This is a genomic window from Kitasatospora sp. NPDC048662, assembly GCF_055587065.1.
On sequence record NZ_JBVJHA010000004.1, the window covers coordinates 316,123 to 340,577 of the forward strand.

At 74.5% G+C, this 24,455-nt stretch carries 22 protein-coding genes; 13 read left to right on the forward strand and 9 right to left on the reverse strand.

Annotated features, from left to right (window positions below):
- The first annotated feature begins 86 nt into the window (after positions 1-86).
- Both ACZ6R9_RS14725 and ACZ6R9_RS14730 read left to right on the forward strand, forming a co-directional pair.
- Positions 87-1,256 carry an aminotransferase class V-fold PLP-dependent enzyme gene (locus tag ACZ6R9_RS14725; RefSeq protein ID WP_465538423.1) on the forward strand — a complete coding sequence of 390 codons (1,170 nt, stop codon included), beginning with the start codon at positions 87-89 and terminating at the stop codon, positions 1,254-1,256.
- A gap of 71 nt (positions 1,257-1,327) precedes the next feature.
- Positions 1,328-1,957, forward strand: a complete 630-nt coding sequence (locus ACZ6R9_RS14730) for a hypothetical protein (protein ID WP_380478053.1) — start codon at positions 1,328-1,330, stop codon at positions 1,955-1,957.
- Positions 1,958-2,444: 487 nt separating this feature from the next.
- Here the strand turns inward: ACZ6R9_RS14730 and ACZ6R9_RS14735 are convergent, their stop codons facing one another.
- Positions 2,445-2,771, reverse strand: a complete 327-nt coding sequence (locus ACZ6R9_RS14735; protein WP_380478052.1) for a putative quinol monooxygenase — start codon at positions 2,769-2,771, stop codon at positions 2,445-2,447.
- Between the two features lie 165 nt (positions 2,772-2,936).
- Here ACZ6R9_RS14735 and ACZ6R9_RS14740 point away from each other — a divergent pair, with 165 nt between their 5' ends.
- Together ACZ6R9_RS14740 and ACZ6R9_RS14745 are read left to right on the forward strand one after the other, a co-directional pair.
- On the forward strand, positions 2,937-4,130 hold the full coding sequence (locus tag ACZ6R9_RS14740) for a sensor histidine kinase (RefSeq protein ID WP_465538565.1): 1,194 nt from the start codon (positions 2,937-2,939) through the stop codon (positions 4,128-4,130).
- Positions 4,131-4,173: 43 nt separating this feature from the next.
- Positions 4,174-4,845: a response regulator gene (locus ACZ6R9_RS14745; RefSeq protein ID WP_465538424.1), complete on the forward strand. Its 672-nt coding sequence runs from the start codon at positions 4,174-4,176 to the stop codon at positions 4,843-4,845.
- Positions 4,846-4,920: 75 nt separating this feature from the next.
- Here the strand turns inward: ACZ6R9_RS14745 and ACZ6R9_RS14750 are convergent, their stop codons facing one another.
- Positions 4,921-5,922, reverse strand: a complete 1,002-nt coding sequence (locus ACZ6R9_RS14750) for an oxidoreductase (RefSeq protein ID WP_380478050.1) — start codon at positions 5,920-5,922, stop codon at positions 4,921-4,923.
- 55 nt (positions 5,923-5,977) lie between these two features.
- Between ACZ6R9_RS14750 and ACZ6R9_RS14755 the strand changes: the two genes are divergently transcribed.
- Positions 5,978-6,400, forward strand: coding sequence for a MerR family transcriptional regulator (locus ACZ6R9_RS14755; protein ID WP_380478049.1), 423 nt, complete (start codon positions 5,978-5,980; stop codon positions 6,398-6,400).
- Positions 6,401-6,826: 426 nt separating this feature from the next.
- The gene (locus ACZ6R9_RS14760; RefSeq protein ID WP_465538425.1) at positions 6,827-8,086 is read left to right on the forward strand and encodes an outer membrane protein assembly factor BamB family protein; all 1,260 of its coding nucleotides are present in this window, start codon (positions 6,827-6,829) and stop codon (positions 8,084-8,086) included.
- A 60-nt stretch (positions 8,087-8,146) separates the two neighbouring features.
- Here the strand turns inward: ACZ6R9_RS14760 and ACZ6R9_RS14765 are convergent, their stop codons facing one another.
- Both ACZ6R9_RS14765 and ACZ6R9_RS14770 read right to left on the reverse strand, forming a co-directional pair.
- On the reverse strand, positions 8,147-9,247 hold the full coding sequence (locus tag ACZ6R9_RS14765) for a PRC and DUF2382 domain-containing protein (RefSeq protein ID WP_465538426.1): 1,101 nt from the start codon (positions 9,245-9,247) through the stop codon (positions 8,147-8,149).
- A gap of 106 nt (positions 9,248-9,353) precedes the next feature.
- On the reverse strand, positions 9,354-9,545 hold the full coding sequence (locus ACZ6R9_RS14770; RefSeq protein WP_380478046.1) for a hypothetical protein: 192 nt from the start codon (positions 9,543-9,545) through the stop codon (positions 9,354-9,356).
- A gap of 314 nt (positions 9,546-9,859) precedes the next feature.
- Here ACZ6R9_RS14770 and ACZ6R9_RS14775 point away from each other — a divergent pair, with 314 nt between their 5' ends.
- Genes ACZ6R9_RS14775 through ACZ6R9_RS14785 form a run of 3 tightly spaced genes read left to right on the forward strand, consistent with a single transcriptional unit; the run spans position 9,860 to position 12,755 of the window.
- Positions 9,860-10,243 (forward strand): hypothetical protein, encoded by a 384-nt coding sequence (locus ACZ6R9_RS14775; protein WP_380478045.1) that lies wholly within the window; start codon positions 9,860-9,862, stop codon positions 10,241-10,243.
- A 29-nt stretch (positions 10,244-10,272) separates the two neighbouring features.
- The gene (locus tag ACZ6R9_RS14780; RefSeq protein ID WP_465538427.1) at positions 10,273-11,172 is read left to right on the forward strand and encodes an ATP-binding cassette domain-containing protein; all 900 of its coding nucleotides are present in this window, start codon (positions 10,273-10,275) and stop codon (positions 11,170-11,172) included.
- Entirely contained in the window at positions 11,169-12,755 is a 1,587-nt protein-coding gene (locus tag ACZ6R9_RS14785) for a hypothetical protein (protein WP_465538428.1), read from the forward strand. The genes ACZ6R9_RS14780 and ACZ6R9_RS14785 overlap by 4 nt, the downstream gene beginning before the upstream one ends.
- Before the next feature lie 11 nt (positions 12,756-12,766).
- On the opposite strand, the gene ACZ6R9_RS14790 is transcribed toward ACZ6R9_RS14785, so the two are convergent.
- The 3 genes from ACZ6R9_RS14790 to ACZ6R9_RS14800 all read right to left on the reverse strand — a co-directional run bounded on the left by ACZ6R9_RS14790 (position 12,767) and on the right by ACZ6R9_RS14800 (position 15,786).
- Positions 12,767-13,435 (reverse strand): class F sortase, encoded by a 669-nt coding sequence (locus ACZ6R9_RS14790; protein WP_465538429.1) that lies wholly within the window; start codon positions 13,433-13,435, stop codon positions 12,767-12,769.
- Positions 13,432-14,199: a hypothetical protein gene (locus ACZ6R9_RS14795; RefSeq protein ID WP_465538430.1), complete on the reverse strand. Its 768-nt coding sequence runs from the start codon at positions 14,197-14,199 to the stop codon at positions 13,432-13,434. The genes ACZ6R9_RS14790 and ACZ6R9_RS14795 overlap by 4 nt, the downstream gene beginning before the upstream one ends.
- Before the next feature lie 336 nt (positions 14,200-14,535).
- Positions 14,536-15,786 carry an FUSC family protein gene (locus ACZ6R9_RS14800; RefSeq protein WP_380478040.1) on the reverse strand — a complete coding sequence of 417 codons (1,251 nt, stop codon included), beginning with the start codon at positions 15,784-15,786 and terminating at the stop codon, positions 14,536-14,538.
- Between the two features lie 206 nt (positions 15,787-15,992).
- Here ACZ6R9_RS14800 and ACZ6R9_RS14805 point away from each other — a divergent pair, with 206 nt between their 5' ends.
- Both ACZ6R9_RS14805 and ACZ6R9_RS14810 read left to right on the forward strand, forming a co-directional pair.
- Positions 15,993-17,216, forward strand: a complete 1,224-nt coding sequence (locus tag ACZ6R9_RS14805; protein WP_465538431.1) for an MFS transporter — start codon at positions 15,993-15,995, stop codon at positions 17,214-17,216.
- A 249-nt stretch (positions 17,217-17,465) separates the two neighbouring features.
- Complete coding sequence (locus ACZ6R9_RS14810) at positions 17,466-18,524, forward strand: tetratricopeptide repeat protein (RefSeq protein WP_465538432.1); 1,059 nt, start codon at positions 17,466-17,468, stop codon at positions 18,522-18,524.
- 60 nt (positions 18,525-18,584) lie between these two features.
- Here ACZ6R9_RS14810 and ACZ6R9_RS14815 read toward each other — a convergent pair whose 3' ends face one another.
- Positions 18,585-22,112 carry a CHAT domain-containing protein gene (locus tag ACZ6R9_RS14815; protein ID WP_465538433.1) on the reverse strand — a complete coding sequence of 1,176 codons (3,528 nt, stop codon included), beginning with the start codon at positions 22,110-22,112 and terminating at the stop codon, positions 18,585-18,587.
- Positions 22,113-22,299: 187 nt separating this feature from the next.
- Between ACZ6R9_RS14815 and ACZ6R9_RS14820 the strand changes: the two genes are divergently transcribed.
- Entirely contained in the window at positions 22,300-22,665 is a 366-nt protein-coding gene (locus ACZ6R9_RS14820; protein WP_465538434.1) for a hypothetical protein, read from the forward strand.
- Positions 22,662-23,573: a hypothetical protein gene (locus ACZ6R9_RS14825; protein WP_465538435.1), complete on the forward strand. Its 912-nt coding sequence runs from the start codon at positions 22,662-22,664 to the stop codon at positions 23,571-23,573. The genes ACZ6R9_RS14820 and ACZ6R9_RS14825 overlap by 4 nt, the downstream gene beginning before the upstream one ends.
- A gap of 10 nt (positions 23,574-23,583) precedes the next feature.
- Here ACZ6R9_RS14825 and ACZ6R9_RS14830 read toward each other — a convergent pair whose 3' ends face one another.
- Positions 23,584-24,426 carry a helix-turn-helix domain-containing protein gene (locus tag ACZ6R9_RS14830; protein ID WP_465538436.1) on the reverse strand — a complete coding sequence of 281 codons (843 nt, stop codon included), beginning with the start codon at positions 24,424-24,426 and terminating at the stop codon, positions 23,584-23,586.
- Between the last annotated feature and the right edge of the window lie 29 nt (positions 24,427-24,455).

Genomic DNA, 24,455 nt, shown 5'->3' on the forward strand with positions numbered 1-24,455 from the left:
CCGAGCCAGGCATGCCCGCCGCCGTGCGCGGGGTAGGAGTAGCGCGGCGGTGGGCGACCGCGCCCGCCCGAACGAGAGTTGGCACCATGGACATCACGCACCTGCGGGCACGGACGCCGGGCTGTACCGAGACCGCGTTCTTCGACAACGCGGGGTCCGCGCTGCGCACCGAGCGCGTCACCAACACCGTCATCGACCACCTGATACTGGAGAACCGCATCGGCGGCTACGCGGCGGCCGAGCGGGAGAGCGAGCGGGTGGAGGCGGTGTACGCCTCGGTGGCCCGCCTGCTGAACGCCCGGCCCGAGGAGATCGCCCTGGTGGACAGCGCCACCCGGGCCTGGGACATGGCGTTCTACGCCATCGCGTTCCGCCCCGGCGATCGCATCCTCACCTCGCGCAGCGAATACCCGTCCAACGGCCTGGCGTTCCTCCAGGCCAAGCAGCGCTTCGGCGTCTCCGTCGAACCGATCCCCGACGACAAGCACGGGCAGGTCGATCTCGACGCCCTCGCCGAGATGCTCGACCAGGGCGGCGTCCGGCTGGTCGCCGTCAACCACGTGCCGACCTACGACGGCCTGGTGCAGCCCGCCGCCGAGATCGGCGCGCTGGCCCGCCGGGCCGGCGCGCTCTACCTGCTGGACGCCTGCCAGTCGGCCGGCCAACTCCCGCTGGACGTCCGGCAGATCGGCTGCCACCTGCTGTCCGCCGCCGGCCGCAAGTACCTGCGCGGCCCGCGCGGCACCGGCTTCCTGTACGTCGACCGGGACGTGGTGACCAGCCTCGACCCGCCGGTGCTCGACCTGCACGCCGCCACCTGGACCGGCCCCGACACCTTCGAGATCCGCCCCGACGCCCGCCGCTTCGAGAGCTGGGAGCGCGGCTACGCCGACCTGCTCGGCCTCGGCGCGGCCGTGGACGAAGCCCTCGACCTCGGCCTCGACCCGATCCGGGAGCGCATCGACACCCTGGCCGACCGGCTGCGCGCGGGCCTGTCCGGGCTCGACGGCGTCCGGGTGCACGACCGGGGGCAGGTCCGCAGCGGCATCGTCACCTTCACCAAGGACGGCCGCGACGCCCAGCACCTGGTGGACGGCCTGCGGGCCGCCGGAGTGACCGCCATGGTGTCCCGGCCGTCCGCCGCCAGGTTCGACACCCGCGCGCAGAAGCCGTTCGAGGTGGTCCGCGCCTCGGTGCACTACTACAACACCGACGCCGAAATCGGCCGGCTGCTCGACGGCGTCGCGCAGCTGTGACACCGGGAACCGACCGCGGCACCGGCGCGCGCCCCGGCGACCGCTCCCGCACCGAGGCGAGGCAGCAAGGCATGACGTACCGGTTCTTCACCGTTGACGACGCCCGTCCCGTCGAAGGCCCGGCGGGGGAGGCGCTGCTCACCAGCACCGCGATCGGGGTGTTCCGCACCGACCCCAGGCGGCTGATGGAACGCCACTTCGACATCCACCTCGCCGCTTCGCCCTGGGGCACCCGCGAGGTGATCCTCCGGCTGCCCGGCGGCGGCGTTCCGCCGGAGCTCGCCCAGCAGTACGGCGCCGAGGCGTGGACGGTCGGCGAACACGGCCTGATCGCGTTCCGCACCGACTTCGCCGGACGCGGCGCCAGGGCGGACCACCCGCTGGAGCGGCTGGCCGGTGTCCGGGCGGGCCTGGCGGCCGGCGACCACCGGGCGCTGTACCTGGGCTGGCTGGCCCTGCTGGGCAACCCGGAGCAGTACGGACCGGACGAACTACGGGAACTGGACGAGGAGTTCGAGCCACCCGTGCCGGCCCGCCTGTCGGCGCCCGACCCGGGCCTGCGGCTGCTGGCCGAGATCCTCTGCGTGGACGCCCGGCTGCTCCGGGCCGCCACCACCCGCCGCACCGCCGTCCGCCGCACGGTCGCCGCGCTGCTGCGCGCGGCCACCGCCCAGGGCCCCGCCCGCCGCGAGGCCGGCTGACCGGGACGCGCCGGACACCCCGCCCGCCCCGGGCCGGGCGCACCACCACGGAGCGCCCGGCCACCACGCGCGGCACGGGCCGTGATCGGGCGGCGAACGGTGACGGCCGCCGGCCACGGGCCGATCCTGCCGACGGCGCCCGCCGAGAAACCCGACCGTGCCTCTGCCCGGCTCACCGCCTCGCGCACGCTGCGCGGCATGACGCACGTCGCCGCCCCGTTCTCCACCGGCGCCAGGTGGAAGCGATCCGTCAATCTTCGCTGTCACAAGCCGAGTTGCTCGGCTCCAGCGGCCCCGACAGGCACTCGCCGCGCATCGGCCCCGCATGCGCGTGCTCCCGGCTCGACGTGGGGCCGGGCGACCTCCCCGGCGTCCCGGGCACCCCCGGCGCGAATCCCCATCATCCGGATCCTGCCGGCGGCGCCCGAGACGGCCGGCGGCCACGGGCCGTTCCTGCGCCGGTGCCCGAAAACCGGGCTGGGCAAGGTCAGTTGGTGGGGCGCAGCTCGGCCATCTCGGACCAGCCGCTGCCGGGGACCTTGACGTTGACGATCTCCGGGGTGGTGGCGACCGCGCCGGCCATCTTCTCCATGGCGTCCTTGAAGTGCGCGGAGTTGACGTGCTGCGCGCCGGCCTCGTCGTCGGCGAAGGCCTCCAGCAGGACGAACTGGTGCGGCTCCTCGACGCTGCGCGACCACTCGAAGAACAGGTTGCCCGGCTCGTTGCGGGTGGCGGCCGTGAAGTCGGCGACCAGGTCCAGCCACTGGTCGCTGCGCTCGGGGCGGACGGTGAACTTCACCGCGATGAAGATCATGGGGTCTCCTTCGTCGTTCTCGTGCTCCGGGGCCGGGCCGGGCCCGCGGAAAAGTCGTTCGTGCGAACTCCAACGATCCCCCACCTGCGCTGTCACGTGCGCACCGGGGTCAACCCCAGGGTTGACGTGCCGCGGTCGGCGGGTGTCTACGCTGCCGGTGTGCAGATGGGTGGGAGGCGGATCCGGCTCGATCCGCTGGTGGTCGACACAGTGCTGGCGGTGGTGCTGGCGGCGGTGACGGTCGTCTATTCGGTGCAGGCGTACCAGGAGCGGTACCGGTTCGAGGACTGGCGGGCCTTCGACGGCTGGGCGGTCGGGTTGTGCCTGCTGGTGACGCTGCCGCTGGCGCTGCGGCGGCGGCTGCCGTGGACGGTGCTGCTGGTGTCGGCCGCCGGGCTGCTGGTGTACCTGGCGGCCGGGTACCAGCCGTCGGTGAACCCGTGGTCGCCGCTGCTGGCCGGCTACAGCGTGATCGTGCGCCGCCCGGCCCGGTCGGCGGCCGGGGCGGCGGCGGTGGTGGCGGGCCTGTGGCTGGCGGCCGGGTTCGCGGCCCGGGTGAGTGTCGAGGTGTCGCTGGCGCAGTCGCTGATCGGGACGGGCGCGGTGTGGCTGTTCGCCACCGGCACCCGGAGCCTGGCCCGGCGCAACGCCCAACTGGCCGAGCTGACCGAGCGGTTGAGGAGCGAGCAGGAGCTTCGGGCGCAGCACGCGGTGGTCGAGGAGCGGGTGCGGATCGCCCGCGAGCTGCACGACGTGGTCGCCCACCACCTGTCCGCGCTGGCTGTGCAGGCCGGTCTTGCGGGCTACGTGTTCGACTCCGACCCGCCCGCCGCGCGGGCGGCACTGTCCTCGATCGGGGCGAGCAGCCGGGAGGCGCTGGAGGAGATGCGCGGCCTGCTCCAGGTGCTGCGGCTCGCCCCCGAGGCGTCCGGCGAGGAGGAGGGCCCCTATTCGCCGACACCCGGCCTGGACCGCCTGGACGACCTGGTCGAACGTGCCCGCGCCGCCGGGCTGGACGTGAAGGTCGCCGTCACGGGGCGGCCCCGCCCGCTCGCCCCGGGCGTGGACCTGTGCGCGTTCCGGGTCGTCCAGGAGGCGCTGACCAACGTGATCAAGCACGCCGGCCCGCCCGTCCGGGTCACCATCGCCCTCCGGTACCGTCCCGACCGCCTGGACGCCGAGGTGGCCGACGACGGCGCGGGTGGCGGCCCCGGTACCCAACTGCCGGGCGGTGGACTCGGGTTGATCGGAATGCGTGAGCGCGTCAAACTCTACGGAGGGTCGGTGGAGGCCGGCCCCCGGCCGCACGGCGGGTTCGCGGTGGCCTTCTCGCTCCCGGTTCCGGCGGCCGATGGGTAGGGGCGGCGCAGGGCCGCTCCGCCGACGGGGGGAGACGGTGCGGGTGACGACCGTTCTGATCGTGGACGACCAGGTGCTGATCCGGGCCGGGCTGGCCGCCCTGGTGCGCGCCGCACCCGGACTGGAGGTGGCCGGCGAGGCCGCCACCGGCGAGGAGGCGGTCGAACTCGCCGCCCGCCACCGCCCCGACGTGGTGCTGATGGACATCCGGCTGCCCGGCATCAGCGGTATCGCCGCGCTCGAACGCATCCTCGCCGACGCCGCCGAACCCAAGCCGAAGGTCGTCATGCTGACCGTCTTCGACCTGGACCAGTACGTCTACGCCGCCCTGAAGGCCGGTGCCAGCGGCTTCCTGCTCAAGGACACCCCGCCCGAACGCCTGCTCGCCGCAGTCGAGTTGATCGCGGGCGGCGAACTGCTGTTCGCCCCCACCGTCACCCGCCGCCTGGTCGAGGCCTTCGCCCGCCGCGCCGACCCGTCCCGCCGGCGCCCCACCGCCCTCGAAGCCCTGACCGACCGCGAGACCGCCGTCCTCCACCTGGTCGCCCAGGGCCTCACCAACGAGGAGATCGCCACCCGCCTGGTGGTCACCGTCGCCACCGTCAAGACCCACCTCAACCGCGTGATGTCCAAACTCGCCCTGACCAGCCGCGCCCAGGCGGTGGTGGTGGCCTACGAGAGCGGCCTGGTGACCCCGGGCAGCGACAGCCCCTGAGCGGGCGGCGTCAGCGAGTGATCGGCGGCGTCCGGAGGTCCGGTGCCGAAGGCCCCCGGGCGCGGGCGGCGGGCGTCAGCGGGTGATCGGTGGCGCGCCGGTCGCGGCGAGGGAGAGTTCCCACAGACGGGCGGCCGCGTCCGGGTCGGCGGCGTGCGGGTGGACGCCGCCGTCGTCCATCGGCGTTCCCGGGGTGGCGCTGCCGGCGACCTCGCAGTCCTCCAGGTACAGGCCGCCGTGTCCGGCGAGGAGCGGGGAGGTGGCGGCCCACAGGCCGGTGGCGGCGCCCTGCGACGGGGTCTTGAACCCGGCGCCGATCACCGTGCCCTGCTCGTCGATCCAGCCGCGGTCGATCTGTTCGCGGAGGGTCATCTCCCGCTGCAGGCCGGTGATGATCTTTCCCGGGTGGAGCGAGAAGGCCCGGACACCGTCGCCGCGCCCGAGCGCGTCGAGGTGGACGGCGAACAGGGCGTTGGCGGTCTTGGCCTGGCCATAGGCCAGCCACTTGTCGTAGCCGGTACCGAAGTGCGGGTCCTGCCAGCGGAATTCGGTCAGGGCGTGGCCGGCCGAGCTGTTGACCACGACGCGCGCGCCGTCCGCGGCGGCGAGCCGCGGGTAGAGCGCGCAGACCAGGGCGAAGTGTCCGAAGTGGTTGACGGCCAACTGGCTCTCCCAGCCCGGCCCGACGCGCCGCTCGGGGGTGGCCATCACCCCGGCGACCGCCATCAGCAGGTCGATCCTCTGGAGCGCGTCGGCGATCCGGTCGGCGGCGGCGCGCACGCTGCCGAGGTCGGCCAGGTCCATCGGGACCACCTCGCAGCCCGCCGCCCCCGCGAGCGCGGCGCGGGCCGGCCCGGGACGTCGGGCCGGGACGACGACCCGGGCCCCGGCGGCGGCCAGCGCACGTGCGGTCTCCAGGCCGAGCCCGGAGGAGCCGCCGGTGACGACGGCGTTCGTGCCGGACAGGTCGAGGCCGGCCAGCACGTCCTGGGCGGTACTGGCAGCGGAGAAGGGCGAGCCGATCGGCCGCTGAACGGTGGCGGGCACGGCAGGGCGGGTGATGGCAGAACTGGTCATGGCGAGGACGCTACGAGCTGGAGCGAGGTCCAGCTCAAGTCCTAGGCTGTCGGCCATGGCAGCCACCGGGACCCCTGCGGAGCCGCTCGGCATCGGCGAGGTCGCCGAGCGGACCGGACTCAGCATCGACACGCTGCGCTTCTACGAGCGCGAACGCCTGCTGGTCGGACCGGTCGGACGCACCGCCGGCGGCCGTCGCAGATACACCGCGTTCGACGTCGAGTGGCTGCTGATCTGCGTCAAACTCCGGGAATCCGGAATGCCGTTGGCCGAACTCCGGCGCTTCGCCGAGCTGGTGCGCTCCGGGCCCGGCAACGAAGCGGAACGCCTCGGCCTGCTCGAAGCGCACCGGCGGCGCGTCGACGCCCGGATCCGGGAACTCGAGGAGTGCCGCTCCGTCATCTCCTGGAAGGTCGGCGTCTACGCCGAACACCTCGCCCGCGGCGAGGCCGGCGGCCTCTGGGACCCGACCGCCTGACACCCGCACGGGGGCGCTGCAACCAGCGCGGTAGCGGGCCGGGGAAGGTCAACCCCTGGATTGACGACCCGTCACGGACCGGCTGGTTACCGTGCCCTACCGGCGGTCGGTGGCACACGCACCGTGCCGCCGCCCGGACGGATCGGCGAAGAAAGCTACGGGGGCATGACGAACAACGGCGGCGCAGGCGAAGGCTTCGGCGGGGCGGCACCACCTCCGCCCTGGGGACCACAACCCCCGGCGGGGGGCTACCCGGCACCGCCGCCCCCACCGCCCAGAGGCAACTACCCGTCGCCGCCCGCCAGTTATCCGCCGCCGCCCGGCTGGGGCCGGCCGCCCGGCCCGCCCGTGCCACCCGGCCCGCCCGTGCCACCCGGCCCGCCCGGGCCGCCGGTTGGGTCCGCTCCGCGCGGACGGGGCGCGGCGGTGGCGATCGCCGTGGTGGCGGTCGTGGTGGTGCTGGGGCTGCTCGGCGTCGGGGGTTTCGTGTACTTCCGGCACCAGGGCGGCGACGCGGCCGCGACCAGGGTCCGGGAGCCGGGCAACACGCTGACCCGGGACTGGGAGCAGAGCGTGCCGCGCACGCAGCCGAGCGGGACCGGGCTCACCGGACTGCCGGGCCTGTGGGCCGTCAACCAGACCGTGGTGTTCGCCGACGGCGGCGGGGTGCGCGGCTTCGACGGGGCCACCGGCGCCCCGAAGTGGACGCTGAAGCCGCCGGACCACGTGGGCCGGCCGTGCGCGATGTCCTGGCGGGCGACCGCCAACGGGCTGGGCGCCGTCGCGTACGACGCGGGCGGCGGCGACTGCTCGGTGATCGCGGCGGTGGACACCAACGCGGGCACCGTGCTGTGGTCCAAGAACCTGGCTGGCGGCGTCAAGAGCTCCACGCCGATCCTCACCGCCAACGACAACATGATCACCGCGGACCTCGGGCAGGCCGGCGTCACCCGCTTCGACGCCCGCCTCGGCACCACCCTCCCGCTGCCCCGGCCGGCCCCGCACAGCGGCGAGTGCACGAAGCGGTACGCGCTCGGCGACTACCACGGCGTGATGACCAGCGACTGCCCGGGCGAGGGCGTGACGGTCTTCTCCCAGCTGGACACCAAGGGCGGAAACGACTCGTACCCGGCCGACGGCCGCAAGGTCCTGGCGGTGCTCGGCGAGGACCCGGTGACGGTGCTGTTCGAGACCGACTCCGAGCACCGCTGGATCCAGACCTTCACCCACGAGGGCGCCGGCAAGCTCATCGAACTCACCGGCGAGCTGGAGAAGTTCCACTTCGACAGCCGGTACCGGATGGTCGCCGACAAGCACCTGCTGATCGCCGAGTACCAGCAGACCCACGGCTACGCCGCGCTCGACCTGAACACTGGCAGACTGCTCTGGCGCACGCCCGCCGGAAAGATCTACCGACTGGTCGACGACATCTCGCCCGACCAGGTGCTGTTCGTCACCGACGGCGACACCACCGGCGGCGTCGCCGGCCATCAGGATCTGATCGCCTACGACCTGAAGTCCGATCAGCCCACCGTCAAGGGCGCACTGACGCGCCCGGACGGCCACTCGCCCGGTCCCGCCGCCGGCTGTGAGTTCGTCAAGGCCCCGGGCAGGCTGCTCACCGTCTGCGAGTCGTCGGAGCAGCCCGGCACCAACTCGATCGACTCCTACGGCGTGTACCACTGACGGCCCGGGGACCGCGACCGGATCGGCCGGTCGCGGTCCCCGGCCCGGAACGAGGTGCCGTCAGCGGGGGGCCGGGCCGCCCTTGTCCTCGCCGGTCATCGACCGCCGGGCCGCCGTCCCGTCGGGCAGCTCGGCCTCGATGCGTTCCTTGCGGACCTCGCCGGTGACGGTCCGCTGCTCGACGTGCTCCTCGGTCACCAGCCGCACCCGCTCGACCGGTACGGCCTCGGTGTGCACGATCGGGCGCTCCGCGTGCAGGACGACGTCGTACTCGGCCTCCGCGATCGGCTCACTGGTCATCGCGGCGGTCCGGTTCGCCTCGGTGACCGGCTCGCGCACGACCCGGACCTCCTCGTGCCGGATCGGCACGGTCTGCCGTGCCTCCTCGGTGACGACGTATTTGCGCAGCCGGGCGCGTCCGGTCTCGTACCGCTCGACACCGACGTGCAGCCGCTCCTCGGACCGGGTCATCACCTCGTCCTGCCCCGTCCGGCCGCGCATCCGCTCCTCGGACCGGGCCATGGTCTCGTCCCGAGCCGTCCGGGCCTCGGTGGTCCGGGCACCCGCCATGCCGCCGGTCGCCGCCACGCCGGTGGCCGCGGCGCCGGTCGTGCCCGCCCCGCTGGTGGCGGTGACCCGGGTGGAGGTGTCCCGGCCGGCGGCCGGGGTGTCGGTCGGCGCGGGTGTGGCGGTCGGAGCGGTCGGGGTGGTCGGGGCGGTCGCCGCCGTGGTGGTCTCGTCCCGACCCGTCCCCCCGGCCCGGCCCGTGGTGGCCGCGCTCCCGCTGTCGCGGTGCGCCCAGCCTCCCTCGCCGGGCTCGTTGGCCGCCTTCCAGGCATCGTCCCATTCGATGCCGTAGTGGCTGAACAGCCGGCGTTCCTCCTGCTCGGAGAGGTGGCCGCCGCTGTCCACGTCCACGTTCGGGGCGCGTCTGACCTTGTCCTTGCCGTACGGGACCTGGAGGTGGTCCCCGACCATCTCGGCGTCGCGGACCGGTACGAAGGACTGGTTGGACCCGAACCGTCCGGTCTTGATGCTGACCCACTCCGGCCGGCCGGTGGCGTCGTCGAGGAAAAGGTGGTCCGCGGTGCCGATTCTGTTGCCGTCGGCGTCGTGCACGGGGTGGTGCAGCACGGAGCGGATCTGTTCTTCGGTGATCATGAATTCACGCCTCCTTCACCTGTCCAGCGTCAGGGCGGATGGTCTGCCCGCGCGAGTCCAAGCCCCGGCAGTACGGCCCGCGACCGGCCGGACGCAAGCGGTGAGGTCATCCGCTCAGCGCCTCGACGGTGGGCAGGTGGTCGCGCCAGAGCCGCTCGACCGCCCCGGCGATCTCCCGGGCGGCGTGCGGCAGGAACTCCGCGCCCTCCGGCTGCGGCGTGAGCGGGGCGTACTCCCAGCAGGCCCAGTACCCGCCCCACTGCCTGTCGCCGAGCCGGCCGGCGATCGCGTCGCGCAACCGGTCGTCCTCGCACAGGATCCCGAGGAACGGCGTGCGCTCGCCCTCCGGCTCGGGCGAGGGCCCGCCGCGGCCGGGCGCGCGGCGGATGCCCAGGCCGAAACCCAGCCGGGGGTGGCCCTCGACCAGCCATGACCGCCCCTCCTCGCCCCGGGTCCGGGGCGGCGGCCGCCATTCTCGCCGAACTCGCGGCCCGGCACCGGTCGTTGCGCAGACCCCACGGCCCGGCGGATATCTGCCGAACGGCAGATGGCAGGCGCGCCCGGATCGGCGAGGCTCGGCACTGTACCCGACCGAATCGCCCGGAGGAACCGGTGAACCGACGTCCGTACCCGAAGACCGTCCTGCTCGCCCTCGCGGTGGCCGCCCTGCTGCCGCTGACCGCCTGCGCCGACGCCTCCGAGGCGGAGCCCGAGGAACACACCTTCGCGTTCACCGGCACCACCCTGGACGTCAAGGCGCACGGCAACCCCACCGACCTGATCCCCGCCGACCGTACCGACGTCAAGGTCACCCGCTGGTTCGACACCGGCGCCCAGGTCGGCGGCAAGAAGCTCAGCTGGACGCTGGAGGACGGCACCCTCGACCTGCACGCCGGCTGCACCGGTCTGGCCGACTGCGAGGCCAGGTTCCGGGTGGAAGTGCCCCGCAACGTCGCCGTCACCCGCGACGGCCGCCCCACCGACCTCAAGGGCTGACCGCCCCCGCGCACCACGGAGACCCACCCATGACGGACCTGACCATCGAACTCGACGGCATCGGCAAGGAGTACCGCGGCGGCAAACGCGCCCTGGACCACCTCACCCTGACCCTGCGCCCCGGACTGACCGGACTGCTCGGCCCGAACGGCGCCGGCAAGTCCTCACTGATGCGGATCCTGGCCACCGTCACCCGCCCCACCCGCGGCAGCTACCGCTACCGGGGCGCCGACGCACTCGCCCAGCCCGATCGGGTGCGCCGCGAACTCGGCTACCTGCCACAGGACTTCGGCGTGTACCCGAACCTGACGGCGCGCGAGTTCCTGGCCTACCTGGCCGCCGCCAAGGGCCTCTCGGCCCGCTCCGCCCGCGCCCGGATCGACCGGCTGATCGAACTCGTCAACCTGACCGAGGCCGTCCGCCGCCCACTGCGCGGCTACTCCGGCGGCATGCTGCGCCGGGTCGGCATCGCCCAGGCACTGCTCGCCGACCCCCGGGTGCTGGTGGTGGACGAGCCGACCGCCGGACTCGACCCCGAGGAACGCGTCCGGCTGCGCAACCTGCTCGGCGAACTCGCCGCCGACCGGATCGTGCTGCTGTCCACCCACATCGTCTCCGACGTCGAAGCGGCCGCCGCCGACCTCGCCGTCCTCGCCCACGGCCGGCTGCTGCGCCGCGGCACCCCCGACCAGCTGCTCCGCGAACTCGACGGACAGGTCTGGGAGACGCTGGTCGCACCCTCCCAGGTGTCCGCCGTGCAGGCCCGCCACCAGGTCGGCCGCGCGGTGCGCACCGCCGACGGCGTCCGCCTGCGGGTCCTGGCCGGGCACCCGCCCACTCCCGGCGCCGTGCCTGTGCCGCCCGACCTGGAGGACGCCTACCTGGCCGCCGTGCACGGCGCCCCCGCCCGGCCGGAGGCCCTGCGATGACCGCGCTCGTCCGGCTCGCCGCCGGGGACTTCCGCGACCGGGTCCGCCGGCCCGTGTACGCGGTGACACTGCTGGCCGCCGTCGCACTCGGCTACCTCGCGGTGCCCGCCGCCGACAGCCACTGGGTGATCCTCGACGTCGGCGGCAACCGGGGCGTCTACAACAGCGCCTGGGTCGGCACCGCGACCGCCCTGGCCGGCGCGCTGTGGCTCACGGTCGGCGGATTCTGGGTGGTCCGCGGCGGCATCGCCCGGGACGCCGCCGGCCGGGTCGGCGAGATCCTCGCCGCCACCCCGCTGCGCGCCGGCGGCTACCTGGCCGCGAAGTTCCTCGCCAACCTGCTGGTGCTCGGCTCGATGCTCGGCGTGCTGGCCGGCACAGCGCTGGTCCTGCAACTCGTCCGCGGCGAGGACCGGTCCGTCGATCCGCTCGCCCTGTTCGGCCCGTTCGTTCTGATCGCCCTGCCTCTGATCGCGCTGACCGCCGCGGCCGCCGTCCTGTTCGAGACGGTGCCGCCGCTGCGGGCCGGTTTCGGCAACGTGGTCTGGTTCGTGCTGTCGCTGGTGTTCGCGATCGGCGGGCAGTCGGCCGGCGCCCCGCTCGGCGGGATCGGCGTGCAGCAGCTGACGCAGTCCCTCACCGACGCCCTCGACCGGCAGCAACTCGCGGTCGGCGACGGTGAGTTCAGTCTCGGCCTGACCCAGGTGCCGCAACCGCTGCACACCTTCGTCTGGGACGGCGCGCACTTCACCGGCGGCTTCCTGGCGACCCGGCCGGTGATCGTCCTGTGCGCGGCCGTGCTGGCGGTGCTGCCCGCGCTGTGGTTCGGCCGCTTCGACCCGGCCCGCAACCCCGGCCGGACGGCCTCGGCGCCGGTGGCCCACGAACCGGTGGCCGACGAACCGGTGGCCGACGAACCGATGGCGGCGCCCGCGCCCTTCGGTGCGCTGCCCACGGCCGCGCCGGTCCGGTCCGGGGCGTTCGGGCGGCTGCTGGCCGGGCAGGCCCGGATCCTGGTGCAGGGCGTGCCATGGACCTGGTGGGCCGTCACCGGTGCGCTCGGCGCGGCCGCCCTCGCGGTGCCGCTGCCGCTCGCCACCGGGCTGCTGCTGCCGGTGCTGTGGCTCTGGCCGGTGCTGATCTGGTCCCGCCTGGGCACCCAGCAGGTCGAGCACGGCCTGGAGGAATTGCTCGCCGCCTACCCCGCGCCTCGCCTGCGCCTGCTGGCCGAATGGGCGTCAGGCGTGGCACTGGCGGCGGTGGCCGGCCTCGGCCCGCTGCTGCGGATGCTCGTCGCGGGCGACTCGACGGGGGCCGCCCACTGGCTCGCCGGTGCACTGTTCGTCCCGGCCCTGGCCCTCGGACTCGGCACGCTTGCCCGCAGCCACCGGCCGTTCCAGGCGCTGTACCTGCCCCTGTGGTACCTGCTGATCAACCACGTCGCCCCGATCGATTTCATGGGCGCCGTCCGCGACGCGGGCCACCCGGCGGGGCTGAACCCGCTGCTGGTCGCGGCCCTGGCGGCGGCCCTGCTCGGTGCGGCGTTCCTGACCGGCGCGGCCCGACGCGACGTCAAACGCTAGACGCTGACCGGTCAGGCGGGGGCCGGGCTGCTGGACGTCAGGTGGGCGTACACCACGGTGTTGGAATCGTAGCCGTTCTTGTGGTCGTAGTGGCCGCCGCAGGTGATCACCCGCAGTTCGGCCCGGCCGGTGCTCGCGTAGACCTCTTCGGACGGGAAAGCGGTCTTCGGGTAGGAACGCACCTGGTCGATGGTGAAGGTGACGACCTTGCGGTCCTCCCGGGTGACGCTGATGGCCAGGCCGGGGCGCAGCAGGCCGAGGCGGTACAGCACGCCGGGGCCGCGGCGGTCGTCCACGTGGCCGACGACCACGGCAGTGCCGTCCTCGCCGGGGGCGGCGCCGTCGCGGTACCAGCCGACCAGGTTCGCGCGTTCGGCCGGCGGGGTCTCCAGCGCGCCCTTGGCGTCGAGGCCGAGGTCGGTGAAGGTGGCGTCCACGGAGATCGACGGGATGCGCAGGCGGCGCGGCGCGGACGGGGCCAGTGCGGGGGAGTCCGCGGCGAGCCCGCCGTCGTGCGACGGGACGGAAGCGGCGGCGCCGGGCGGGGGCGGCTGGGAGCCGGACAGGCCGTCGCGCACCAGCATGGCGCCGAACAGCAACGCCACGGCCGTGGCGCCGACCACCAGGGGGTCGGCGCCACGGACCGGGCGGTGGCGGGGAGTCCGCCGAGGTGCCGTCAACGGCGGGAGCGGCGCAGTCGGCGAGTCACCAGCCAGGCGGCCCCGACGAGCAGCGAGCCGCCGACGGCGATCTCCGCCGGGTTCATGCCCTGCGAGGCGCCGCCGACACCGGCCGCGATCCCGCCCTTGGGCATGTCGCCCTGGTGCTTGGGCTGGGTGGCCGGGTGCGCGGCCGGCGGGTCACCCTGCTGGCTGCCGTGCTGGGAGCCCTGCTGGGAACCGGGCTGGCTGCCCTGCTGGCTGCCCTGCTGGGCGCCCTGCTGAGTTCCTGGCTGGCTGCCCTGCTGGTTGCCCGGCGGGTCGGCGGGCGCGTTGGCCGCGTTGGGCGCCGGGGAGGACGGGTCGCCGGACGCGCAGTCGACCGTGAACGTCTTCTGCCGGGCCGGCCCGGTCTGGCCGACGAAGCTCCAGGTCAGCCTGTAACTGCCGTCCGGCACCGAGAGGTTGGTGGTGTGTCCGGTGCCGCCGGTCAGCACGATCGATCCGGACAGCGCCTTGGTGCCGGCCGGCTGCTGCTGGTCGATCTCCCAGGACACCAACGGCACGGTGTCGAAGTTGAGGGCGTCCAGGTAGAACCTGCAGACCTTCGTCTCGTCCCGGGGATCGTTGAGCGGTACGCCGGTACTGTGGATCTTCACGTCGCCGCGGTCGCCGGGCGCGGCGAACGCCGGCACCGCGGGCGCGGCCAGCGGCAGCGCGGCGGCACCGGCGAGGACACCGGCACGCAGGGCAAGCAGACGCCGCCCGGCCAGGGTTGAGGCCATGGAGAACTCCTGAGGGTGGACGGGAGTTTTTTTGCCGGCACCGCGCCGACACCCCACGAGCGTCACCGGGCCCTCGCCGCCCCGCCGCGACAACACTCCGGTCCGGTACGACGTTTCGCACCAACGGCCGAGCTCCCCCACCCCGAGGGCCCGTCAGGCCCCGAGGTACCGCAGGACGGCCGGCACCTGCCACCTGCCCACGCTCGCCACGGCCGTGCTCGGGTCACTGACGACGGCGGTGGCGGCGAGCGTGCTCACCACCTGGCGCGCCTCCCGTCGTCACGGTTGACGCGCCGTCGGACCGGCAGGCGGTCCGGGCCGTCCCCGGCCGGAGCGTCAGGCCGCCTGCCGGTCCGGCCGGGGGCGGCGGCGGGGGCGCAGGCGTTCGCCGCGGGCCAGGCGGCGGATGCCCGCGAAGCGGGAGAAGCGTTCGCGGCCGGCGACCGAGGCCCGGTCGAGTTCCTCCATCAGGCGGCGGGTGCGGTGCTCCAGGTCCAGCTCGTCCAGGATCCGGTCCACCTCGGCGAGCAGGGCACCGTGCAACTGCCAGGCCTGCGGGTCCTGCTGGATGCGGCGCAGCAGCAGGTGGGCGACGTTCTCCCGGCAGCTCCAGGCGGCGGCCAGCTCGGACGTCAGCCGCTGCTCGGCCTCGTCCGCGTTGCGGCTGACCTGGGTGGTGACCAGCACCGCGAAGCTCACCATCGCCCCGCCGATGTGCGCGAACAGCTCCTCCAGCGCCACCGCGACCTCCGACGGGAACAGCCGCTCGTCGACGGTGCGCCGCTTGGCCAGGTCGGTCAGCGAACGGGCGATCACCCGGATCACCACCACGCAGATCTCCAGCGTGTCCAGGCCGGTGCGCAGCACCAGCCGCGACAGCAGGCCCTCGCTGATCCGCGGGTTCAGCCGCAGACTGTCCTCGGCCTGCCGCAGCGCACCGTCCACCTCGGCGATCGCCTGGTCCAGCCGGCGCGCCTCGTGCAGCCGCGCGGCGGCCCGCTCCACCGGCACCGGGCGGCCCAACTCCTCGGCGAGGTCCAGCAGCAGGTGACGGGCCCGGCGGGCCAGGTCCTCGATCTTCTCCCCGGCCGTGTCCACCCACACCGGGGGCGCGAACACCAGGTTGAACAGCAGGCCGACGGCCGCGCCGATCAGCGTCTCCAGCACCCGGTCCCAGGCCTGCGTGGTGACCTGCGAGACGCCCAGGATCAGCATCGCGCTGATCGCCACCTCCTGGACGAACTCGTCCACCCGCACGAACCGCCCCACCGTCAGCGACGCCAGGATGATCAGCCCCAGGCTCCACCAGGACAGCCCCACCACGGCGGAGAACCCGATCGCGATCAGCACCCCGACCACCACCGAATTGACCCGCCGCACGCTGGTCTTCAGCGTCGAGTACACCGTCACCTGCACCACCAGCAGCGCCGTCAGCGGCGCCGTCAACGGCACCGGCTCCCGGCTCAGCCAGGTCGCCACCACGTACGCCAGCGTCGCCGCCACCGTGGCCCGCACCGTCTGCACCACGAACGGGTCCCTGGCACCGCGACGCACCACCGCCGCCACCGACTCCGGAACAACACGCATGCGGCCCTTCTATCGCGTCCTGCCGCCGCGCACACAGCGGCGCTCCGTCAGCGTGTGAGCGGCGGTCACAGGACCAACGCCTGTCTGGTTGCGGGACCGGCGGCTGCCCAGGATGGCCGCATCGGACCTCCGTACCCCCTGCGCGCGGCCGACGGCGTCCGCGGTCCGAGGACGCGCCGCGCGCCGCTGACGAGGTGGTGGTCGCCGTGAGCGACGTGTCCGATCTTCCCCAGGCCGCGGCGGAGACACCGGCGGCCGAACCGGCGTTCCGGCGGTGGCGGTACGCCGGGGTGTTCGCGCTGCTGTTCCTGTTCGGGACGGAGACCTTCCTGGTCTCCCCGCTGCTGCCGACCATCGCCGGCTCGATCCACGCCGGCGAGGCCGCCACGGCGTCCAGCGTCACCGCGTACGTGCTGGTCTACGCCGTCTGCGCGCCATTCCTCGGACTGGCCAGCGACCGCCTCGGACGCCGGCGCACCCTGCTGGCCGGCACCGCGCTGTTCCTCCTCTCCAACGCCGCCGCCGCACTCTCCACCGACCTCACCCTGCTGGTGCTCTCCCGCGCCCTGGCCGGACTCGCCGCCGCGGCCGCCGGCCCCGCGATCTGGGCACACATCGCCGAGACCGCCCCCGACGCGGTGCGCGGCCGCGCCCTCGGACTCGGCATGGCCCTGTTCTCCACCGGCCAGGTCGTCGGCGTCCCGCTCGGCGGCCTGCTGGCCGGCGCGGCGGGCTGGCGCGCCGCGTTCTGGGCGCTCGCCGCGGGCACGGCTGCCGCCGTCCCACTGCTGCTCCGCCAGGTCGCCCCCAGCACGCCCGCCCCGTCGCCCAGCGGCGCCGTCCGCGCCGTCCTCGCCGCCTGGCAGCACCCCGCCCTGCGCCGCGCCCTGCTGGTCAACACCGCCTTCAACGCCGCCAACCTCGGCGCCTACACCTTCCTCGGCGCCGTCCTCGGCGACCGCTTCGACCTCTCCGTCCAAGCCCTCGGCCTGGTCGGCATCCTGGTCGGCGCCGGCAGCGTGGCGGGCTCCCTGCTCGGCGGCCGCCTCGGCGACAAGGCCCGCGCGGCGGGCCGGACCGACCTGCCGCTGCTCCCGGTCTGGGCCCTGCTGCTGGCCGCCGGCATCGCCCTCGCCGTTGCCGGTCCTGGGCTGGTGCTCTCGTTGCTGGGCGTGCTGGTCTGGTTCGTCGCCTCCGGCGGTTTCGTGACGGACCAGCAGACGCTGGCGGGCACCCTCGCCCCCGCCCACCGGGCGACGTCCAGTGCCTGGCTGACCTCCACGATGTACGCCGGCACGGGCGTCGGAGCGTGGGCGATCGGCGCTTTCGGGAAGGTTTCCGACGGGGCGTCAGTGGTGGGCGTCGCGCTGGCGGTGGTCGCGGCGGGCGGGGCCTGGCTGGTGACGCGGAGCCTGCGGCCGAGGAGGTGAGCGGGCACTCCCGATTGCCGTCCTCCGGGAGCGGGAAGAACCTTGTCGTTGTTCGGACGGCCCGTTCGGTCGGTCGCTCCTGGGGGAGGACTCGACGGCCGCACGGCGGCGTTCCCCGAAGCAGGGCCGGGCCGAGCCGAGACCGAGGGGGCAGCGGTGGGCGGTGGCGGATGGCGTCGGTTCTTCGGAAGGAACGGCGGTGCCGAGCGGAAGACGGGCCAGGGCGGCGGCCCGGAAGAGCCCTTCACCGTGACGAGCACGACGGAGGCGCACGGAACGCCCGTCATAGAGGTGAAGCTCGGGCCGCTGATGAGCCTGGCGGTGAGGTACAACCAGGCCGTGGAGCAGTACGGTGCCACCGACCCGATGACCCTGCGCATCGGTACCGCCTACGCCCGGATGCTGGTGGACCAGGGTGAGACGGGGACGGCGGTGACGATCCACCGCGAGCTGCTGGCAGCGAAGCGCTTCGCACTCGGGCCCGACCACCCTGACACCCTGGCGAGTGAACACAGCCTGGCGTTCGCGCTCCATATCCGCGGCGAGTACACCGAGGCGGAGCGGCTGCAGCGGGCGGTGTACGAGAAGAGGTGCCGGGTTCTGGGCCCCGACGACCGCGAGACCTTGGTCAGCGGCATGAACCTGGGGGAACTCCTGCTCCAGCTCGGCCGGCCGGCGGAGTCGGAGCAGGTCCTGCGCCCGGTCGTCGCGGGCATGGTCCGGACGCTGGGCGAGGACGCCCCGGAGACCCTGCTCGCCCGGATGAAACTGGTCGGCGCGATGCGCGGCCAGGGGCGGCTCGACGACGCGGAGCAGATCTGTGCCGCGGCGGCGGCCGGACTGGAAAGGGCCAAGGGGCCGACGGACCCGGCCACGCTCCAGGCCCGCAGCAACCATGTGACGGTCCTGATCAGCCTCGGCCGGACCCGTGAGGCCGTGAGCCTGGCGGAGCGGCTGGTGAACGACACCGAGAAGGCACTCGGCCGTAGGGATCCCGTGGTGCTGCACGCCCGTCACGGTCTGGCCGACGCTCTTCTCGGCGAGGGACAGCCCCATGCGGCCGTCCGGGTCATGGCCGAAACGGTCGCCGAGTACCGGTCGGCTCTCGGTGTCCGCCATCCGCAGACCCTGGCGGCGCAGGCCGCCTTCGTGAGCATGCTGTCCGCAGCAGGCGACCACCACGAGGCGGAACACCAGGCCCGGACCTCGCTGGCCGATCACGAGCGGGCCCTCGGCGCCGCCCACCCCGACACCGTGGCAGCCCGGGAGACGCTGGCACGCCTGCGGGGCGGTGGGCGCGCGGAATGACCGACGCCGGGGGCCGCGCCCCGGCCCGGCGGCCGGACGGTCCGTCCGCGCGCCGTCGGGTCACGCCCCCGTGTGGATGTGCGCCGCCCAGAGCGTCGGTGTGCGGGGGTAGCGGTCGCGCAGCGCACGGACGGCCGTGTGCAGCGCGAACGGCGGCGCCCCGGGCGCGGCGTAGTACTGCCGGGCGATCTCCAGCGCCGCGGCGTCGTCCGTCTGCCACAGAGTGCCGATGACATGCCGGAAGCCGGCCAGCAGGAACGCCCCGGTGATGTGCACGGCCTCGTCGCCGAGACGGGGCGCGGGGCGGGTCGTGGAGCATGCCGAGAGGTAGGCCGACTCGGCCCGGTCCAGGCCGATCGCCGAGATGTCGCCGACCGTGAGCGGCCGGTCGGCGTGGTCGTGGAGGAGCAGCCGCCCCGCCCCGGGGTTCGCCGGGTCGGCGACGGCGTGACAGCTGAAGTGGGCGTGGGTGGCGTCGGAGAGCTCGGCGAGCACCCGGGCGCGGTTGGCGCCGCCGTCCGCCGCCGTCCGCGCGTTCGGGAGCGAGGCCGCCGCGATCCGGGCCTCCGGGATCGCGGACGGCAACGGGCTGAACCCACCGGGCGTGGTGCTCATCGCGACCACGCACGACTTGCGCCGTGCCGGGTGGGCCGGCGGGCGTGAGCGGAGCCGGATCAGCGCCTCGACGGTCGGCGTGCAGGAGGACACCACGCGGTCCAGCGCGGACCCCGACTCGTCCGGTCCGCGCCGGGCTCTTCCCCGGTCGGCCCGGGACCGGCCGGGATCCGTGCCCGCCGCGTGCAGCGGGAGGAACGCCATCGGCCCGGTCGGGCACCACGTGACCCTCGGCCAGGCCGCGCCCGGCGGTGGTGGCGTGCGGTGGCCGAGGTGGTCGAGCACCGGCCGGACGGTGGTGGTCCACAGCCAGTCCAAGACCTCGCGGACCGTCTGCTGCGCGGCCAGCCGATGGCCTGCCCGGACCGTCAGGTCATGCGCCTCGGCGACGGCCGCGTGCAGCGCCTCGGCCCGGTCGGCGGCCTCGTCCGGTGTCAACTCCGGGAGCGGAAGCACCTCCAGGCGCCCGTCGCGCAGGATGAGCGCATCGGAGCGGTACCTGGCGGGCACGATCAGGACGACCGCGGTTCCGGCGGCCGCGGCCAGCAGTTCGCCGGTGGTGGCGGGCCGCAGGAAGTCGCCGAGACCGGGCAGCGCGCGGATCCGGTCGAGCAACCGGGCCCATTCGGCCTCGCGGCCGCCGCCCCGGCCGGACGCCCAGGGCGCGGCCGCACGAAGACCGGAACCGGGGCCCGGGACGGGTGGATCGAACGCGCGCCGCAGGTCGGCGAAGGCGCGAGCCAGGTCCGGGTCGGCCGCCCACAGCGGCGCGAGGCCGTCGCCGGCCGCCAGCCGGCGTCCGAGCAGGATGCCGCGGCCCTGCTCCAGCAGCTCCAGCGCCCGCTCCGGCCGGCCCGCGTTGAGCGCGCAGGCCGCGGCGTGGCCGGCCACCCCCGACAGGCCGCCGAGATCGTGGTGCTGATCCATGGTCAACCGGTCACGCGAAGCGAGTCGCGGCAGCAGCGCCACGGCGTCGCCCAGGGCGTCGGCCGCACCCGGCCAGTCGCCCAGGGTCGCCCGGCAGTGGCCCAGGTTGTCCAGGGCCACGATGCGGTCGCTCACCCGGGCGGTGAGCACCCGCGAGGCCGCGGCGGAGACCTCGGCGGCCTCGCGGACCAGTGCCAGGTCTCCGGTGTGCAGATGCTCCGCGCGCAGCGCCTGGGCGAGCGAGTGACGACCGGCCATCTGCCCGGGGTGTTGCGCGGGGAACGTGGCGACCGCCTCCCGCAGGAGAGTTGTGCACTCCCGCAGGTCGGCGAGGTCGCCGGTGGCGTCGTACCGCTTGCGCAGGGCATAGCCCAGGTTGTCGAGGTGCAGCCAGCGCTCCTCGTGTTCCGCCGGGCAGAGCGCCAAGGCCCGGCGGAAGTGGCCCACCGCGAGATCCAGCAGTTCCGGGGCACGGGTGAGTTCGTGAGCGGTGCGCAGTGCGTGGGCCATATCGGCCAGGGCGCCTCGGTACTGCGGATCACGGGGGTCGAGGGAGTCGAGCCCGACCCCGTACTCCTCGGTGGCGCGCAGGAGGAAGGCGGGGTCACCCGTACGTTCGAACAGTCTGAGCTGCGCGTTGCCCAGACTCATGGACAGTCCTGCATGCCGGCCGGACCGGTCGCCCGGCCCGAGTGCGTCCCTGGCCGCGCGCAGGACGGCGATGGCGTCCTGGACGTCGCCGGTGTGCCGGGTGCCCGCCGCCCGGGCGAGCAGACAGTTCGCGAGGGTCTGCGCGAGACCCGTGCGGTTGGCGGGCGAGGCGCTGGCGGTCGCCGCCTGCAACAGGGCGATCGCCTCGTCGAGGTCGTCCGGGCGGGTCGTCAGTCTGTGGCGGGCGAGCAGTGCCTCCGCGAGGGTTCCGCAGGCGACGGCAAGGTTGCCGCGGTCGACGCTGCGGGCGGCGGCGTGCACCCGGCGGCCTTCCCGGACGGCCAGGTCGAGCACCTCGATCCCACCGGTCGCCTCGTACTTCCTGCGGAGCGTCATGGTGGTCATCACCCCGAGGGCGACCGAGTCGGGGTTCTCCGGACCGAGCACGCCCGTCGCGTGACGCAGCACCGCCAGAGCGAGGTCCAGATCGTGGGCGGCGGACCCGCCGGACTCCCGGACGGCCGCGCGGGCCGTCAGGGCTTCGCAGAGCGCCATCGCCATCGACACGGTTCCGCCGCCCGGGTGCGGCGCCTCCCGATAGGCGGCGTCGAGCACGAGCACCGCCTCCTCCAGATCCTCCCGCGCCGGAGCGCGCTTGTAGCGGCGCAGCAGGGCGGCGCCCAGACGGAACCGGTCCGCCGGGCGCTCCCGGTGACCTGTCGGCGGGACGGCGAGCAGGGCCCGCCAGGCCGCGACCGCCTCGTCGGCGACGGGCCGTCCGGAGTCCCGTTGGCACAGCTCGTCGAGAGCGCCGGCCCTGGCACGCAGGACCTCGGCGCGGAGCCGGTCCCCGGCCGGCAGCAGCTCGGCCTCCCGCCGGTACAGCTCCAGGCACTCCACCAGGTCGGCGCGCTGCCGGGTCGAGCGGTACCGGGCCCTCAGCGCCTCGGTGGCGCCGTGCAGGTGATCGACGTACCGGGGATCGGCCTCGCTGCCCACGGCCAGCAGCCGCCGGTGGACCGTCACACACTCGTCGAGCTCCGCCGGTCCGCCGCCGTGCTGGAGCAGGGCCTGCGCCAGGCTCACCAGGAACACGGGGGCGGGCTCGGACCCCGGGCCCGTTACCTCGTTCAGCGCGACGCGGAACAGCGTCACGGCTTCGGCCAGACGCTCGCGCAGACCGGTGGACTCCCAGCGCAGAACGGCGACGATGCCGAGGGTGTGTGTCACCGTCGCACGGGCCATCGCCGGAACCGGGCCGCGGACGCTGTGCAGCAGTTGCTCCGCGCTGTCCAAGAGGCGCCCGTCCCCGAGTCCCCGCTGGTATTCCGCGATCAGGCGCTGCGCCTCCTGGATGCGCGCCTGCACCGACCAGGTGCCGTCATCTCGAGTCATTCCCGCTGCCGCCGATCATCTGTCGGACCGTCAACTTCTCGACTACGCTCGACAATACGCGTGATCGCGGGCGCACTGTCCGGGCCTGCGGTCGGGAGGCGCGGACGGGGAGGGGACGGGGATGGGCCATCGGGAGCCGGCGGCGCGGGTCCGTGTCACGCCGGAGACATCCGCCCGACTCTCACGGATGTGCGAGGACCTGGTCGAGGTGGACGAGCTGGTCGGACCGGAGTTCACCGGGGTGCTCGCCAGGCTGCGGGCCAGGAACACCACCGACGAACAAGTCCGCGACACCATCGCCGAGTTGGCGGAAATGCTCAGGCGGGAGGGGCTCGCCGGTGTCGGCGAAGCCACCGTCCGGGGCGAACCGGGGCAGGCCCCCTTCCAGCCGTTGCCCGGTCTCGGCCCGGCGCGACCGCTGGAGGAGGTGTACGTCTGCCCCGGCGATCTGTGCGACCGGGTCGAGATCCCCCGGCCCGGAGCCGCCCAGGCCCCCAGGTGCGCGGTGTGGGCGAGTCCGCTGCCGCGCTTCCGGACGGACCGGCAACGGTGAACTCCTGGCTCGCCTCGCTCGGGGGCAAGCTCGCGGAGCGGTGGCTGGTCACCCTGATGCTGCCCGGAGTGGCGTTCGTCGGCGCCGCCGCTGTGGCCCTGACACTCGGCCACGGCCACTGGTCGGACACGGCCCTGCTGCGCGCCGAACTCGACCGGCTGGCCGCCTCGCCCGCCGCCCGGGGCGGTGCCGCCACCCTGCTGGTGACGCTCGGTCTGGTGACCCTGGCCGTGGCGGCCTCCGCGGCCGCCCAGGGAATCGAACAGCTGATGGTCCGGATCTGGACCGGCCCCTGGGGCCGGTACGGACGGCCACTGGTACGCCGGCGCCGGCGGCGCTGGGACGAGGCTGCCGCCCGCCACGAGGACGCCCTGCGGGAGAAAGCACGGCTGCTGCGCTCGGCGCGGCAGCCCGGCCCGGGTCCCGTGACCGCACCGGACACCGTGGCGACGGCTGCGGCCCGCGACCGCATCGCGTCGATTCGGCCCCAGCGACCCACCTGGACCGGCGACCGGATGCTCGCCGTCGGCGAACGCGTCCGAACCGCCTACGACCTCGACCTGGCCACCGTCTGGCCCCGGCTCTGGCTGATCCTCCCGGACGAGGTGCGAGTGCCGCTGGCCCAAGCACAGACCGCGTTCACCACCGCCGCCCGAACGGCCGCCTGGGGCATCCTCTACCTCGCCCTCGGCCTGTGGTGGTGGCCCGCAGCCGCCATCGGCACGGCCGTGCTGGCACTCGGCCGGTGGCGGGGCCGCGAGAGCATGGAACACCTCGCCGAACTCGTCGAGTCCGCCGTCGACCTGCACGTCCACACCCTCGCGGCGGCGCTCGGCCACCGGCCGGACGGGCCGTTCACCCCGGCCGACGGGGAGTCGGTGACCCGGACACTGCGCAAGGGGCACTGAACGGGTGCGACTACGCGGTGGCGCGCAGCGGGCGGGTCGTCAGGTCGGTCATCCGGGCGAGGTCCGCGGCCGTGTTCGGGGTGAACAGCAGCACCAGTGCCGAGGGATCGTCCACCGGGTGGAACGAGCTCAGGGTCAGTCGGACCGCGCCGCTCGCGGGGGGTGAGACCACCACCTCGCGGGCGGTGAGTTCGGCGACGGTGTGGCAGCCCCACCATTGGCGCAGGTCGGGGGCGTCGGCTTCGAGGTGGCGGTAGAGCTCGTCGGTGCGGGGATCCGCGATCGCGGGGCCGGCCTGGGCCCGGAAGTGCTGGAAGACGTTCATGGCGAGCGGTTCCCAGTCGTGCAGGACGGTGCGCAGGTGGCGGTCCACGGCCATCAGCCACATCAGGTTGCGGCGGTCGGCGCCGACCTTCTCGGGGGAGCCCCACAGGGCCGTCCACGCGGCGTTCCAGGCCAGCAGGTCGAAGTGCCGGTCGAGCAGGACGGCGGGGCTGGCGGTCCAGGAGTCGAGGACGGGGCGGACCGCGTCGGCCAGCCGTTCGGCGGCGAGCTGCGCGGGGGCGGGTTCGTGGTAGCCGGCCAGTCGCATCGCGTGCCGCAGGCCGGCCGCGTCCAGGCGCAGGGCTCGCGCCACCGCCTCCAGGACCTGCCGGGAGGCGGTGACGCGGCCTTGTTCGAGCCAGGTGTACCAGGCCAGGCCGACGCCGGACAGCGAGGCGACCTCCTCGCGGCGCAGCCCGGGGGTGCGCCGCCTCGCGGTGGCGGTGAGTCCGACATCGGAGGGCTGGAGGCGTTCGCGGTGGGCGCGCAGGAAGGCGCCGAGCTCCTGACTGACGGCGGGGGTGGACACGGGCGGCTCCTCGTCGCGGGTGGTTCCGG

Excerpts from the sequence above, each read along its gene's own strand:
- ACZ6R9_RS14740 (WP_465538565.1), top strand. The coding sequence starts at position 2,937 with ATGGGTGGGAGGCGGATCCGGCTCGATCCGCTGGTGGTCGACACAGTG.
- ACZ6R9_RS14725 (WP_465538423.1), top strand. The coding sequence starts at position 87 with ATGGACATCACGCACCTGCGGGCACGGACGCCGGGCTGTACCGAGACC.
- ACZ6R9_RS14815 (WP_465538433.1), bottom strand. The coding sequence starts at position 22,112 with ATGACTCGAGATGACGGCACCTGGTCGGTGCAGGCGCGCATCCAGGAG.
- ACZ6R9_RS14795 (WP_465538430.1), bottom strand. The coding sequence starts at position 14,199 with ATGGCCTCAACCCTGGCCGGGCGGCGTCTGCTTGCCCTGCGTGCCGGT.
- ACZ6R9_RS14730 (WP_380478053.1), top strand. The coding sequence starts at position 1,328 with ATGACGTACCGGTTCTTCACCGTTGACGACGCCCGTCCCGTCGAAGGC.
- ACZ6R9_RS14750 (WP_380478050.1), bottom strand. The coding sequence starts at position 5,922 with ATGACCAGTTCTGCCATCACCCGCCCTGCCGTGCCCGCCACCGTTCAG.
- ACZ6R9_RS14820 (WP_465538434.1), top strand. The coding sequence starts at position 22,300 with ATGTGCGAGGACCTGGTCGAGGTGGACGAGCTGGTCGGACCGGAGTTC.
- ACZ6R9_RS14785 (WP_465538428.1), top strand. The coding sequence starts at position 11,169 with ATGACCGCGCTCGTCCGGCTCGCCGCCGGGGACTTCCGCGACCGGGTC.
- ACZ6R9_RS14800 (WP_380478040.1), bottom strand. The coding sequence starts at position 15,786 with ATGCGTGTTGTTCCGGAGTCGGTGGCGGCGGTGGTGCGTCGCGGTGCC.
- ACZ6R9_RS14780 (WP_465538427.1), top strand. The coding sequence starts at position 10,273 with ATGACGGACCTGACCATCGAACTCGACGGCATCGGCAAGGAGTACCGC.
- ACZ6R9_RS14735 (WP_380478052.1), bottom strand. The coding sequence starts at position 2,771 with ATGATCTTCATCGCGGTGAAGTTCACCGTCCGCCCCGAGCGCAGCGAC.
- ACZ6R9_RS14755 (WP_380478049.1), top strand. The coding sequence starts at position 5,978 with ATGGCAGCCACCGGGACCCCTGCGGAGCCGCTCGGCATCGGCGAGGTC.
- ACZ6R9_RS14765 (WP_465538426.1), bottom strand. The coding sequence starts at position 9,247 with ATGATCACCGAAGAACAGATCCGCTCCGTGCTGCACCACCCCGTGCAC.